Here is a 13,196-nt window from a genome sequence, read left to right on the forward strand (position 1 = left end):
AGGCGGGAGGGGAGGAAGTAAGATGCGCCCCACAGATACCCCAGAAACCCGCTCGGTCCGCCTGCTCCGCGTCGGCGAACAGATGCGCCACACGCTGAGCGACATCCTCGCGCGCGGTGACGTCCACGATCCCGTGTTGGCGAAGCACACCGTCACGATCACCGAAGTCCGTATGTCGCCCGACTTGCGGCATGCCACGGTGTTCATGAAGCCGCTGCTCGGCAAGGACGAGGAAGCGGTGCTGAAGGCACTGCGCACCAACACCGCCTATCTCCAGCGCGAGGTCGCATCCCGCGTGCAGATGAAATATGCCGCGAAGCTCAAGTTCCTGGCGGACGAAAGCTTCGACGAGGGCAGTCACATCGACACATTGCTGCGCAAGCCCGAAGTTGCACGGGACCTTGGCGAAAGACCCGACGATTGACAGCCGTTACGGTAAGACGCATCTTACCGCAATGAACGCGCAAACCCGCATCTCGGAAAAGGGTCAGGTTGTCGTGCCCAAGGCGACACGAGACCGTTTGGGCTGGCAACCCGGGACCGATCTCGACGTGATCGAGACGGGAGACGGCATCCTTTTGCGCAGGCGCTCCGTGCCCAACACCCTGACCGTCCAGGCGGCGGTTGCACGTTTACGGACCATCCATCGTCACGAGGGCTCCCCTGTTCCGCTGGAGAAGCTGAGCTGGTCCCCGAATGACGACGACGACGACCTGTGAGGGCGCTCGACACCAACGTCCTGGCGCGGCTGATCCTTGCAGATGACGATCAGCAATATGCATCGGCAGTAGCGCTGATCGGTCAACCTGTCTGGATCCCTATCTCAGTCTGGATCGAACTTGGCTGGGTATTGAGCAAACGGTTGCGGCTGGATCGCGCTGTCGTCAGTGAAGCGCTCCGCACCATTCTGATGATCGAGACCGTCCACACCGCGGATCGCGACGGGATCGGCTGGGCGATTGAACGCTACCGTGCCGGGGCCGATTGGGCAGACATGATCCATCTGATCGCCGCGCGCGGTGTGGCGGAAACGTTCGCGACATTCGATCGCGGCATCGTCACCCAGGCTGGCCCCGATACCCCCATCGTAATCGAGACGCTTTCCTGATGGCCAAGCTCTATTTCTACTATGCCTCGATGAACGCGGGCAAATCGACCAACCTGCTGCAGGCCGATTTCAACTATCGCGAGCGCGGGATGCGCACCGTGCTGCTGACCGCGGCGATCGACGACCGCTTCGCGGCGGGCACGATCACCTCGCGGATCGGATTGGCCGCCGATGCGATCGCGTTCGAGCGCGATACCGATCTGGTCGCGACGGTGGTGCGCGAGGGCGAGACGCCCCCCGCCTGCGTGCTCGTCGACGAGGCGCAGTTCCTCACTGCAGGACAGGTCGATCAGCTTGCCGCGCTCGCCGATGACCACGGCATCCCGGTGCTTGCCTATGGCCTGCGCACCGATTTCCTCGGCGCATTGTTCGAGGGATCGGCGCGGCTGCTTGCGATTGCGGATTCGCTGATCGAGATCAAATCGGTCTGCGCGTGCGGACGCAAGGCGACGATGAACCTGCGGATGGACGCGAGCGGCCGCGCGATCGCCGAAGGTGCGCAGACCGAGATCGGCGGGAACGACCTGTACATCGCGCTATGTCGTCGCCATTTCCGGGAAGCGCTTGCCGCCTCCTGATCCGAACGGACCCGAATGACCGACCCTAACCTCCCCTACACCATCGCGGTGTGGCTCATCCCCCTCGTCATCGCGATCGTCTTTCACGAAGTCGCGCACGGCTATGTCGCGCGAGTCTTCGGCGATCCGACCGCGGACCAGCTGGGGCGGCTCACGCTCAACCCGATCCGCCACGTCGATCCGATCGGCACGGTCGTGCTGCCGATGATCCTCGCGATCGCGCACGCGCCGATCTTCGGCTGGGCCAAGCCGGTGCCGGTCGATGCGATGCGGCTGCGCAACCCACGCCGCGACATGATGCTGGTCGCGCTCGCGGGTCCGGCGACCAATTTCGTGCTGGCGACATTCGCGGCATTGTCGCTCGGCGCGTTCGTCGGGCTGCATGGCGGCATTCCGGCTCAGGGCGCACCGCATACAGTTGCCGGGTTCGTATTCGACAGCCTGTACAGCTTCGTGCTGGTCAACGTGTTCCTCGGCGTGTTCAACCTGATCCCGCTGCCGCCATTCGACGGCGGACATGTCGTGCAGGGGCTGCTCCCGCGCGCCGCCGCCATCCAATATTCCAAGCTCGCGCGCTTCGGATTTCCGCTGTTGCTGTTCCTGCTGTTCGTGCTGCCGATGATCAGCCCGCAGGCCGATATCGTCCGCCGCGTGATCGGCCCGATCGCGAGCGCTGCCGCGGACTTCTTCCTCGGTTTCGCGCAACTAGGTGGGTTGTGAGCGGAATCAACGGCTGGCTGATCCTCGACAAGCCGATTGGTCTCGGGTCGACCGACGGCGTCACCGCGGTCAAGCGCGCATTGCGCGCGGCGGGCTACGATGCGAGCAAGCGCGGGATCAAGGTCGGGCATGGCGGGACGCTTGATCCGCTCGCGACCGGCGTGCTGCCGATCGCGCTGGGCGAGGCGACCAAGCTGGCCGGGCGGATGCTCGACAGCGACAAGATCTACGACTTCACGGTTCGGTTCGGCGCGCAGACCGATACGCTCGACCTCGAAGGCAAGGTCATCGCGACGTCCGACGTGCGCCCAACCTGCGCCGAGGTCGAGGCGGTACTCGCGCAATTCACCGGCCCGATCGATCAGGTGCCGCCGATCTACTCCGCGCTGAAAGTCGATGGCGAACGCGCCTATGATCGCGCCCGCGCCGGCGAGGACGTGGTGCTGGCGAGCCGCCGGGTGACGATCCACGCCCTCCATTCCTCCCCGGCACGGGGAGGGGGACCATTCGCTACTTCAGCGAATGGTGGAGGGGTGGCCCCACGCGCTGCGGCCGACGACGCCCCCTCCACCACCAGCCTGAAGGAGGCTGGCGGTCCCCCTCCCCCGCCGGGGGAGGAATTGAGCGACGTCACCCTCACCGCGCACGTCTCCAAGGGCACCTACATCCGCTCCCTCGCGCGCGACATCGCGATCGCGCTCGGCACGGTCGGGCATGTCACCATGCTCCGCCGCACCAAGGCCGGCCCGTTCGACCTCGCGCACGCGATATCGCTGGACAAACTGGCCGAATTCGGCCAAGCGCGCACCCTTGAACACAATCTCCTGCCGCTGAGGGCGGGGCTGGACGACATCCCGGCTCTATCCCTCACCCCCGATCAGGCAGGGCTGCTCCGACAGGGGCGGGTGTTGGTCGGGATCGCCGCAGACGATGGCCCTCGCTTCGCGACATTGGACGACAGTCCGGTTGCCTTGGTGGAGGTTCAGGACCGCGAGGTCCGCGTCGTTCGCGGTTTCAACCTGTGACGATGTCGAAGGAAGACTGAAATGACGATCACTGCAGAGCGCAAGGACGCGCTCGTCAAGGAACATGGCCGCGTCGAAGGCGACACCGGCAGCCCCGAAGTCCAGGTCGCGATCCTCACCGAGCGCATTCGCAACCTGACCGAGCACTTCAAGGGCCACAAGAAGGACAACCATTCGCGTCGCGGTCTGCTGATGATGGTCAACAAGCGGCGTTCGCTGCTCGACTATCTCCGTCACAAGGACGGTCAGCGGTATCTCGACCTGATCGCGAAGCTCGGTCTTCGCAAGTAACACCGGGGGGCGGCCGAAAGGTCGCCCCTTTTGGCATTCAGGCCCGACATCGGGCATAACAAGTTCGGGCGCAGCGGCCCTTTAAGCGACGTTGCGCACCTGGACCCCGGCCTAAAGCCGGGGAAGTGCAGAGGGAACGGCAATTCGGCCCTTCCGTCGGGAGCGATCAAGCGCTCCAGACCGCGCGGACCGGTTAGTCCGCACAGTGGCCCCGTCGGCATCCGGCCGGCGGTGTTGAAGGAAAAAGCATGTTCGATACCAAGACCGTAACCACCCAATGGGGTGGCAAGACGCTGACGCTGGAAACCGGCCGCGTCGCGCGCCAGGCTGACGGCGCCGTGATGGCAACGCTCGGCGAGACCGTGGTGCTCTGCGCCGTGACCGCCGCCAAGTCGGTGAAGGAAGGCCAGGACTTCTTCCCGCTGACCGTTCACTATCAGGAAAAATATTCGGCTGCCGGCCGTATCCCCGGTGGCTTCTTCAAGCGTGAGCGCGGTGCGACCGAAAAGGAAACGCTGACCAGCCGCCTGATCGACCGCCCGATCCGCCCGTTGTTCCCGGAAGGGTTCTACAACGAGATCAACGTGATCTGCCAAGTCCTGTCGTATGACGGCGAGAACGAGCCGGACATGCTGGCGATGGTCGCGGCGTCGGCTGCGCTGACCATTTCGGGCGTGCCTTTCATGGGCCCGATCGGCGCAGCGCGCGTCGGCTACATCGACGGCGAGTATATCCTCAACCCGACGGTCGAGCAGATCAAGGCCGGCGAGCTCGATCTCGTCGTCGCCGCGACCGGCGATGCCGTGATGATGGTCGAATCCGAAGCCAAGGAGCTTTCGGAAGAGGTCATGCTCGGCGCGGTCCAGTTTGCGCACAAGGCGTGCCGCGAAGCCGCCAACCTGATCATCGATCTGGCCGAACAGGCTGCCAAGGATCCGTGGGAAATGCCGGCGCAGAGCGATCTGACCGCCGCCAAGGACAAGCTGCGCAAGCTCGTCGGTGCCGACATTGCCGCCGCCTATAAGGTGACCGACAAGTCGAAGCGTTCGACGATGCTGTACGAAGTCCGCGCCAAGGCGCGCGAGGCGTTCGCCGATGCAGCCCCGCAGGACCAGATGGCAGCCGGCAAGCTCGTCAAGAAGCTCGAGGGCGAGATCGTCCGTGGCGCGATCCTCAAGGATGGCACGCGCATCGACGGCCGCACCACCACGCAGATCCGTCCGATCGAAGCGATGGTGCACTTCCTGCCGCGCGCACACGGTTCGGCGCTGTTCACCCGCGGTGAAACGCAGGCGATCTGCACGACCACGCTCGGCACCAAGGACGCAGAGCAGATGATCGACGGGCTGACCGGCCTGTCCTACGAAAACTTCATGCTCCACTATAACTTCCCGCCCTATTCGGTCGGTGAAGTCGGCCGCTTCGGTGCGCCGGGCCGTCGTGAAGTCGGCCATGGCAAGCTCGCCTGGCGCGCACTGCATCCGGTGCTGCCGTCGAAGGACGAATTCCCGTACACGATCCGCGTCCTGTCGGACATCACCGAGAGCAACGGCTCCTCGTCGATGGCGACGGTCTGCGGCGGTTCGCTGTCGATGATGGACGCGGGCGTTCCGCTCAAGCGTCCGGTGTCGGGCATCGCGATGGGCCTGATCCTCGAGGGCAAGGACTTTGCGGTTCTCTCGGACATCCTCGGCGACGAGGATCACCTCGGCGACATGGACTTCAAGGTCGCAGGGACCGAGGCCGGCATCACCACGATGCAGATGGACATCAAGATCGCCGGCATCACCGACGAGATCATGCGTGTCGCTTTGGCGCAGGCCAAGGAAGGCCGTGCGCATATCCTCGGCGAAATGAACAAGGCGCTTGATTCGACGCGTACCGAGCTGTCGGCGCATGCGCCGCGGATCGAGACGCTGCAGATCGACAAGTCGAAGATCCGTGAAGTGATCGGCACCGGCGGCAAGGTGATCCGCGAGATCGTCGCGCAGACCGGCGCGAAGGTCGACATCGACGACGAGGGCCTGATCAAGATCAGCTCGTCCGACACCGCGCAGATCGACGCCGCGATCAAGTGGATCAAGGGCATCGTCGAGGAAGCCGAAGTCGGCAAGGTCTATGACGGCAAGGTCGTCAACCTCGTCGATTTCGGGGCGTTCGTGAACTTCATGGGTGGCAAGGACGGTCTCGTCCACGTGTCCGAAATCAAGAACGAGCGCGTCGAGAAGGTCTCGGACGCGCTGAGCGAAGGCCAGGACGTCAAGGTCAAGGTCCTCGAGATCGATCCGCGCGGCAAGGTTCGCCTGTCGATGCGCGTCGTCGACCAGGAGACCGGGGCCGAGATCGAAGACACCCGTCCGGCACGCGAAGAGCGTCCGCGCGGTGAAGGCCGTGGCGATCGTGGCCCGCGTCGCGATGGCGACGGTGGTCGTCCCCCGCGCAGCGAAGGCGGCGGCGGTCGTGGTGACGGCGGTCGCGGTGAGGGCCGTGGCCCGCGTCGTGACGGCGACGGTGGTCGTGGTCCGCGCCGTGATGGCGGTTCGGGCGGCGGTGCCGGTGGCGCAGAGCGCGCTCCGCGCAACGACAAGCAGAGCGACGACGACGGCCCCGCGCCCGCGTTCGCGCCGGCTTTCCTGACGGGCGATCGCGACTGATCCGTCGCGAAAGCGACTGGTGACGAGGGGCTCGGAGCAATCCGGGCCCCTTTTCGCATCCATCGTGGATATCGCCGCGACCTCTGCTATGCCCCTGTTCAAACGCGCTTTTTTAAACGCGCGTCCACTTGTTCCTGTCTGTATGAGCGTATCATGATCACGATCGATGTTCGGGACCCTCTGCCGCTGGCGCAGAACCTGCGCTTCCTCGCGGGTGGTGGTGCGGCGACGCGCCTGATTCTCGCGCGCGACTGGTCCGATCATCCGCTCGGGCAGCCGGCGGACTGGCCCGACATTCTCAAGTCCAACCTCAGCCTGATCCTCAATTCGCCCGAATCGATGATCCTTGCCTGGGGAAAGGACACGCTAAGTTTCTTCTTCAACGAGACGTACATTCCGCTGCTCGGCCCGCGCGTGGCCTGGGCGATGGGCTCCCCGTTCCACGAGGTCTGGGCGGACGGCTGGGAGCAGGCCAAACCGATCATCGACGATGCGTTCGCCGGACGCAGCCAGCGGTTCAACGATCTGCCGTGGAAACTCGATACCGACCGCGGTGCCGCCGACACGTGGTTCTCCTTTTCCTATTCGCGCATCCTCGAGGGCGACGGGGATATTGCGGGTCTCTTCATCCTGACCAACGAGACGACCGACCGCGTGCTCAGCGACGCGGCGTTGCTGCGCGCGCAGGCGGATCTGCTCGATCTGAACGCTACGCTTGAACAGCAAGTCGCCGAACGCACCGCAGACCGGAACCGGTTGTGGCAATTGTCGTCGGATATCATGCTGATCGCGGGCTTCGACGGCACGATCGAGGCGGTCAATCCGGCCTGGACGCGCGTGCTCGGCTGGTCCGGGACCGAGTTGATCGGGCGGCCCCTGTTCGACTTCATCCACCCCGACGATCTGGACAACACGATCGCGGGCGCGCGCGGGATCAGCGAAGGTGAAGTCGTCGCGCGCTTCGCCAACCGCTACCGCCACAAGGATGGAAGCTATCGTGACATCGAATGGAATGCGGGTCCGGGCGACGGCAAGATCATCGCGGTCGGGCGCGATGCAACCGAGGTAAAGGTCCAGGCACGCGCTCTGGAGGCAGCCGAAGGACAACTGCGTCAGGCGCAGAAGATGGAAGCTGTCGGCCAGCTGACGGGCGGCATCGCGCACGACTTCAACAACCTGTTGACCGGGGTGATGGGCAATCTGGAATTGCTCGAACTGCGGATCGCGCGCGGACGGGTCGACGATGTCGAACGCTTCATCACCGCGGCCCAACATGCCGGCCGCCGCGCAGCCTCGCTGACGCAACGCCTGCTCGCCTTTTCCCGCCGCCAGACGCTCGATCCACGCCCGACCGACATCAACCGCCTGATTGCCGGGATGGAGGATCTGGTGCGGCGAACCGTCGGCCCCGCGACCAGGATCAACGTCGTCGGCCCGCCCGACCTGTGGACCACGATGATCGATCCGACCCAGTTCGAGAATGCGCTGCTCAACCTGTGCATCAACGCGCGCGACGCCATGCCCAATGGCGGTGCCCTGACGATCGACACCGCCAATGTCTGGCTGGATGCAGCCGATGCGCTCGAGCATGACCTGCCACCCGGAGCCTATGTCCGGGTAAGCGTCACCGATACCGGCACGGGCATGTCCGCCGAAACGATCGACCATGCCTTCGAACCGTTCTTCACCACCAAGCCGATCGGTCAGGGCACTGGTCTTGGGCTGTCGATGATCTATGGGTTTGCCCGGCAATCGGGCGGACAGGTGCGAATCCTGTCCGAACTCGGCAAGGGATCGACGATCTCCGTCTATCTGCCGCAGCATGAGGGGCCAGCGGTGCCACAGGACGATGCGCCCACCGGCACGACCGTGGCGAACGCCACCGGGGGGACGATCCTGCTGGTCGACGACGAAGCCAGCATCCGGCATCTCATCGACGAGATCCTGGACGAGGTCGGCTATACCGTGATTGGCGCGGCGGACGGTGCGGCGGGGGTGAAGGTGCTCCAGTCGGGCGCCCGGATCGATCTGTTGATCACCGACGTCGGCCTGCCCAATGGGATGAACGGGCGCCAGGTCGCGGATATCGCCCGGCTGCTCCGCCCCGACCTCAAAGTGCTGTTCATCACCGGATATGCCGAACATGCCGCGCTGGGGGACAAGCATCTCGAACCCGGGATGGAATTGCTGACCAAGCCGTTCTCGCTGCATCAGTTGATGACCAAGGTCGCGGACATGATGGCCGCCTGAGCCCGACCGCCGCACGCCTGTAACATGGTACAGGCAAGGCGCGGGGACGGGAGACTGCGAATGACGATGGGACTGCGCTGGGGCGCGACATGGCTGAAGCTGGCGGTCGGCCTGATCGCGCTGCACGCAACCACCGCCGCGGCACGTCCGCAGGTGCCTGCGGGTCTGCGCGTGGACCGTGTGGTCGTCGTAATGCGTCACGGCATCCGCCCCCCCACCAAGGCCCAGCCAATGCCGCAAGGCGTTGCGCGTGATCCGTGGCCCGCCTGGCCGGTCGCGCCGGGCTGGCTGACCCCGCACGGCGCGGTCGCGGTCGAGGCGATCGCCGCGTCGGACCGCGCGGTGTTCACATCGGCAGGGCTACTGCCGTCGCGCGGTTGTGGCGCGAAGGTCGCTCTGCTCGCCGATAGCGACCAGCGCACGATCGCGACCGCCGAACACTATGCGCGCGGCATCGCGCCCGGGTGCGGGCTTGCGATCGAACACGCGCCAGAGGGCACCACCGACTCGTTATTCTCGCAGATCGACGGCGGCCACGTGCCCCTCGATCCGGCACGGGCCAAGGCGGCGGTCGATGCAGCGATTGGCCCCGGCGGCATTGCGGCGGTGGAAGCACGCATGCGACCGCTGCTTGCCCGGCTCGACGCCGCGCTGTGCGGGCGCGCGACCGTACCCATCGCATGCGGCGTGGCGAAGGACCCGACGACGATCCTGCCCGCAACCGAACGATCGCGCCCCAAGCTCGGCGGCGCGCTCGACCAAGCATCGACCGCGGCGCAGATCCTGTTACTCGAATATGCCGATGGCAAACCCGCCGCGGAGGTCGGCTGGGGTCGCGTCAGCGCACAGGACGTCACCGACTTCGGCGCGTTCCACGCGCTCGAGTTCGGGCTGCTCGCGCGGCCACCCTATCTGGCGGCGCGTAACATGGCCGGCCTGTCGCCGCGCATCCTCGGTTGGTTGACCGACCCGGCACCCGATGCGCCGCGGGTTGCGATGATTTTGGGGCATGACACCAACATCGCCAATCTGGGCGGACTGCTCGGGCTGCACTGGCGCGTGCCGGGGATCGCGGCGGATGATCCCGTTCCCGGTGGTGCGATCCTGCTCGAACGATTGCGTGACGCCACAGGTAACGTCTTCGTCCGCGCCAGTTACCGCGCGCAATCGCTGGCCGAACTGCGGGCGGGCACCGCGCGCGCACCCTATCGTCGGGTGTTGCCGATCGCCGGCTGTCGCGCGCGCGGCGTGATCGGGCTCTGCACGCTCGACGCCTTCACCCGAAAACTGAAGGGGTAGTTTCCTCGGCAATGTCGAACGCCGGGCGTCCGAGCAGATACCCCTGGCACAGATCGATCCCGAACGATCGCACGACCGCCAGTTCCTCCGCGGTTTCGATCCCCTCGGCGAGCAGCACGATCCCGAGGTCACGTGCGAGCGTCACCACCGCGCCGACGATGGCGCGTTTGGTCGCCGAAAGGTCGATCTCGCGGATCAACGCCATGTCGATCTTGAGCAGGTCGGGCTTCAACTCCGTGAGCAGGCTCAGCCCGGCATAGCCCGCGCCGAAATCGTCGAGTGCGGTCGTGAACCCCTGCGCGCGATAGGCCGCGATGATCCGGCGGAGATGCGCAACGTCCTGCATCCTCTCGTTCTCGGTGAATTCGAACATCAGCCGATTGGGGTCAAACCCAACGCGCGCCGCTGCCGCCAGCGTCGCCCGGATGCAGGCGTTGGGCTCATAGACCGCGTTCGGCATGAAATTGATCGACAGTTTCACATGTGGATCCGGCGGAAACAGCCGCCCCGCGAGTTCGACCGCGCGCACCCGGCATGCCTGGTCGAACCCATAGACGAGCTCGGGTCCGACCTGCCCCAGGACGAAACCCGCCCCCTCCCCCGCGGTCCCGCGGACGAGCGCTTCATACCCCCACACCCGACCGGCGGTAACGTCGAAAATTGGCTGGAACGCCATCGTGAAGTCGAACGGGAGCGCGGTGCCGTCACGACACCCGTCACAGCGGGTTCGCGGTGTATCCGCCGGGACAGGAAAGGCGTTCGGTTGCATAAAGCTCATGCCCAGTCGCACACCTTGCCCAAAGCATTCCTCGGCAGGGTTGCCCCGAATACATAGGCGGTCGGACGCTGTTCGGGAAGCAGAACTCTTTGAACATATTCGGAAATTCGTACGAGCAAGGTGTCCTCGTCATCCGTCTCGGCAGGCACGACGAAGGCTTTCAGCCGGTTCTGCTCGCTCAACCGAACGGTACAGTCGGCAACCCCGGCATACCGCCGCAGGACGGCAGCGACCTGTTCCGGCCAGACGTTGATGCCGCCGACCTGCACTGCCCCGTCGCGCCGCCCGTCCACCGCGAAACTGTGGTCGAGCGCGATCGAAAGCCGGTCCGGCAGCAACACCTCCCGGCCGGACGCATCGATGATCACCGCTTCCGCCCCGTTGATCGGCGTCGCGAACTGCCAGCGCGGGAGCAACCGATAAGGCGCGTCCGGCGCGTCGCGGAGCGCGATCCCACCCGCCTCGGATGCGCCATAGACGTCGCACAACCGCTCGAGCCCGGCGCTGCGCAAATCCCCTGCCAGCGCATCGGCGAGCCGGGCGCCGGCACTGATCCCGCAGATGCCCGCGGGCCAGCGCCGGATCGACCGCAGCAGCGCCCCCCAATGATCGGGCACCGCGACGATCAGGTCCCCTGCTTCGAGCCGCGGCAGCGCCAGCACCGATGCCACGACCACCGGAACGCCCAGCGCTTCGGGCAGCAGCGCGGTCCAGATCATCCCGTAGATATGGTGCGCCGGAACCAGCGCGACGACACGGCGGACGGCGGGGAGAACGGTCGCGAAATAGGCCGCCTCCGCCTGCAAATCGGCGATCGCGTGGACGCACGGCTTGGCGCGTCCGGTCGATCCCGAGGTCATCAGGGTCAGATTTGGATCCTGGCGGTGCAGGACCGTGGAGATATCGTCGAGCCAGTGGCCGACCGTCGCCGGTGCCCCGCGGCGCGGATCCGTTTCGAGCGCTTCGAGTCCGAACATCTCGTACAGCGCGGCCCCCGCATTGACGATTTCGAGCGAGTCGAGCGGCAAACCGCCGACCGACAGCGCGCGATCGTCAGCCCAGTCGGCGGGATCCTCGATCCGCACGAATCCCCCGTTGCCGCCCATCCGCCCGCGTGAGCGGTTCGTTTCGTCCGCGATCAGCGATGCGACGATCCGGCGCAGCGCCGTGCGCGTGAGGGCCATACCGGTCATGCCGTCGCCGCGTGGCCGGCGCGCCCGTAGACGCGGTTTCGCCCGGCATGCTTGGCGGCATACAGCTGGACGTCGGCGAGCCCGATCAGTCCGTCCACCGTCCCGCACGCCTCGGTCGCGGTGGCGCAGCCGAAACTCGCGGTGATCCGCAACGGACCTGCCGCGGTGGAGACGACCATCGCTTCCACTGCCGCACGCAGGCGATCCGCCATGGCGATCGCCTGGTTGAGCGGCGTATTGGGCAACAGTGCCGCGAACTCTTCCCCACCCAACCGCGCAAACAGGTCGGAGGGGCGCAGCGTCGCGGTGCAAATCTGCGCCAGTTGCTTCAGCACCACGTCGCCGGTCGGGTGACCATGTGCGTCGTTGACCGACTTGAAAAAGTCGACATCCAGCAAAACCAACGACAACGGCTGGCGGTCCTCCCGCCAGCGCCGCTGTTCGCGTTCGAACAGTTGCAGGAAATGCGTCCGGTTGGCCGCCCCCGTGAGATGATCGAACAGCAACATCCGCCGCAGGTCGGACGTGTCAGACCGGTCGCGCGCGACATCGCGCAACACGACGAAATAGCCGTGCGCCTGCGTCTCGTCATGCGCCGGCCGGACCGCGAACAGACGTTGGCACCAGTAGCGTTCGCCGCTGCTGCGTTCCTGCCAGCTTTCGTCGAGATACCACCCGTCCCGCTGCGCGAGCCGCAACTGATCTTCCAGCGTCATCGCGCCGAACCCGGTCGCGACGTCGAGGATCCGGTCGAGCGGCATCCCGGTCACGTCCTCGACCGCGCGCCCGCTTTGCCGGGTGAACGCCGCGTTCGCGCCGTCGATCGTTCCGTCCGCGGTAATCGACAGCACGGCATAATCGTTGACCGCGTTGATCAGCGATCCGAACCACGTCTCGCTCTGCTTGAGGCGGCGTTCCTGCGCGACCTGCACGGTGATGTCGGCAAAAGTCGCCATCGCGCGATTCGGGCCGAGCTTGACCAGCGTGCACGCCAGCACCTTGGGATCCTTGCCGTTTCGCCCGGTCGCCATGTCGACGGCGATGCGATGCCCTTCGCAGATCGGCCCGCGATCCTTGGGATAATCGACGAACAGGTTGCGCAATTCGGGCGCACAGCCCTCCAGCATCGCGAACAGATTGCCCGGGTCGCGCAATCCCGCGACGGGCAGCAGATGCTTCATCGCGTGCGGGTTGATCATCGTGATCGTGCCCGTTGCATCGAATTCGACCAGTCCGACCGGGCAGGCGTAGAGAAATTCGAGCAGTTGCTCGTTATCCCTTTGCAGATCCTCCGCCATAT

The 13,196-nt window shown here is 65.6% G+C and carries 13 protein-coding genes; 10 read left to right on the forward strand and 3 right to left on the reverse strand.

Annotation, left to right across the window (positions count from 1 at the left end):
* The first annotated feature begins 22 nt into the window (after positions 1-22).
* The 10 genes from rbfA to ABIC17_RS14550 all read left to right on the forward strand — a co-directional run bounded on the left by rbfA (position 23) and on the right by ABIC17_RS14550 (position 9,925).
* Complete coding sequence (gene rbfA, locus ABIC17_RS14505; protein ID WP_354282906.1) at positions 23-424, forward strand: 30S ribosome-binding factor RbfA; 402 nt, start codon at positions 23-25, stop codon at positions 422-424.
* 31 nt (positions 425-455) lie between these two features.
* Positions 456-719: an AbrB/MazE/SpoVT family DNA-binding domain-containing protein gene (locus ABIC17_RS14510; RefSeq protein WP_354282908.1), complete on the forward strand. Its 264-nt coding sequence runs from the start codon at positions 456-458 to the stop codon at positions 717-719.
* Entirely contained in the window at positions 716-1,108 is a 393-nt protein-coding gene (locus ABIC17_RS14515; RefSeq protein WP_354282910.1) for a type II toxin-antitoxin system VapC family toxin, read from the forward strand. The genes ABIC17_RS14510 and ABIC17_RS14515 overlap by 4 nt, the downstream gene beginning before the upstream one ends.
* Entirely contained in the window at positions 1,108-1,686 is a 579-nt protein-coding gene (locus ABIC17_RS14520; protein WP_354282912.1) for a thymidine kinase, read from the forward strand. The genes ABIC17_RS14515 and ABIC17_RS14520 overlap by 1 nt, the downstream gene beginning before the upstream one ends.
* Before the next feature lie 15 nt (positions 1,687-1,701).
* Positions 1,702-2,406: a site-2 protease family protein gene (locus ABIC17_RS14525; protein ID WP_354282914.1), complete on the forward strand. Its 705-nt coding sequence runs from the start codon at positions 1,702-1,704 to the stop codon at positions 2,404-2,406.
* Positions 2,403-3,431, forward strand: a complete 1,029-nt coding sequence (gene truB, locus ABIC17_RS14530) for a tRNA pseudouridine(55) synthase TruB (RefSeq protein ID WP_354282916.1) — start codon at positions 2,403-2,405, stop codon at positions 3,429-3,431. Before ABIC17_RS14525 ends, truB begins: the two co-directional genes overlap by 4 nt.
* A gap of 21 nt (positions 3,432-3,452) precedes the next feature.
* Positions 3,453-3,722: a 30S ribosomal protein S15 gene (rpsO, locus tag ABIC17_RS14535; protein WP_010160983.1), complete on the forward strand. Its 270-nt coding sequence runs from the start codon at positions 3,453-3,455 to the stop codon at positions 3,720-3,722.
* Between the two features lie 248 nt (positions 3,723-3,970).
* The gene (pnp, locus tag ABIC17_RS14540; protein WP_354282918.1) at positions 3,971-6,376 is read left to right on the forward strand and encodes a polyribonucleotide nucleotidyltransferase; all 2,406 of its coding nucleotides are present in this window, start codon (positions 3,971-3,973) and stop codon (positions 6,374-6,376) included.
* A gap of 153 nt (positions 6,377-6,529) precedes the next feature.
* Positions 6,530-8,626 carry a hybrid sensor histidine kinase/response regulator gene (locus tag ABIC17_RS14545; protein ID WP_354282920.1) on the forward strand — a complete coding sequence of 699 codons (2,097 nt, stop codon included), beginning with the start codon at positions 6,530-6,532 and terminating at the stop codon, positions 8,624-8,626.
* Positions 8,627-8,686: 60 nt separating this feature from the next.
* Positions 8,687-9,925: a histidine-type phosphatase gene (locus tag ABIC17_RS14550; RefSeq protein ID WP_354282922.1), complete on the forward strand. Its 1,239-nt coding sequence runs from the start codon at positions 8,687-8,689 to the stop codon at positions 9,923-9,925.
* Here ABIC17_RS14550 and ABIC17_RS14555 read toward each other — a convergent pair.
* Genes ABIC17_RS14555 through ABIC17_RS14565 form a run of 3 tightly spaced genes read right to left on the reverse strand, consistent with a single transcriptional unit; the run spans position 9,903 to position 13,194 of the window.
* A complete protein-coding gene (locus ABIC17_RS14555; protein WP_354282924.1) occupies positions 9,903-10,703 on the reverse strand; it encodes an EAL domain-containing protein in 801 nt (266 codons plus the stop codon). The genes ABIC17_RS14550 and ABIC17_RS14555 overlap by 23 nt on opposite strands.
* Positions 10,700-11,896, reverse strand: coding sequence for an AMP-binding protein (locus ABIC17_RS14560; protein ID WP_354282926.1), 1,197 nt, complete (start codon positions 11,894-11,896; stop codon positions 10,700-10,702). Before ABIC17_RS14560 ends, ABIC17_RS14555 begins: the two co-directional genes overlap by 4 nt.
* Positions 11,893-13,194: a diguanylate cyclase gene (locus ABIC17_RS14565; protein WP_354282927.1), complete on the reverse strand. Its 1,302-nt coding sequence runs from the start codon at positions 13,192-13,194 to the stop codon at positions 11,893-11,895. Before ABIC17_RS14565 ends, ABIC17_RS14560 begins: the two co-directional genes overlap by 4 nt.
* Positions 13,195-13,196: the final 2 nt, after the last annotated feature.

It is taken from the genome of Sphingomonas sp. PvP056, assembly GCF_040549155.1.
GTDB lineage: Bacteria > Pseudomonadota > Alphaproteobacteria > Sphingomonadales > Sphingomonadaceae > Sphingomonas.

Excerpts from the sequence above, each read along its gene's own strand:
- rbfA (WP_354282906.1), top strand. The coding sequence starts at position 23 with ATGCGCCCCACAGATACCCCAGAAACCCGCTCGGTCCGCCTGCTCCGC.
- ABIC17_RS14510 (WP_354282908.1), top strand. The coding sequence starts at position 456 with ATGAACGCGCAAACCCGCATCTCGGAAAAGGGTCAGGTTGTCGTGCCC.
- ABIC17_RS14520 (WP_354282912.1), top strand. The coding sequence starts at position 1,108 with ATGGCCAAGCTCTATTTCTACTATGCCTCGATGAACGCGGGCAAATCG.
- ABIC17_RS14525 (WP_354282914.1), top strand. The coding sequence starts at position 1,702 with ATGACCGACCCTAACCTCCCCTACACCATCGCGGTGTGGCTCATCCCC.
- rpsO (WP_010160983.1), top strand. The coding sequence starts at position 3,453 with ATGACGATCACTGCAGAGCGCAAGGACGCGCTCGTCAAGGAACATGGC.
- pnp (WP_354282918.1), top strand. The coding sequence starts at position 3,971 with ATGTTCGATACCAAGACCGTAACCACCCAATGGGGTGGCAAGACGCTG.
- ABIC17_RS14545 (WP_354282920.1), top strand. The coding sequence starts at position 6,530 with ATGATCACGATCGATGTTCGGGACCCTCTGCCGCTGGCGCAGAACCTG.
- ABIC17_RS14550 (WP_354282922.1), top strand. The coding sequence starts at position 8,687 with ATGACGATGGGACTGCGCTGGGGCGCGACATGGCTGAAGCTGGCGGTC.
- ABIC17_RS14555 (WP_354282924.1), bottom strand. The coding sequence starts at position 10,703 with ATGAGCTTTATGCAACCGAACGCCTTTCCTGTCCCGGCGGATACACCG.
- ABIC17_RS14560 (WP_354282926.1), bottom strand. The coding sequence starts at position 11,896 with ATGACCGGTATGGCCCTCACGCGCACGGCGCTGCGCCGGATCGTCGCA.
- ABIC17_RS14565 (WP_354282927.1), bottom strand. The coding sequence starts at position 13,194 with ATGGCGGAGGATCTGCAAAGGGATAACGAGCAACTGCTCGAATTTCTC.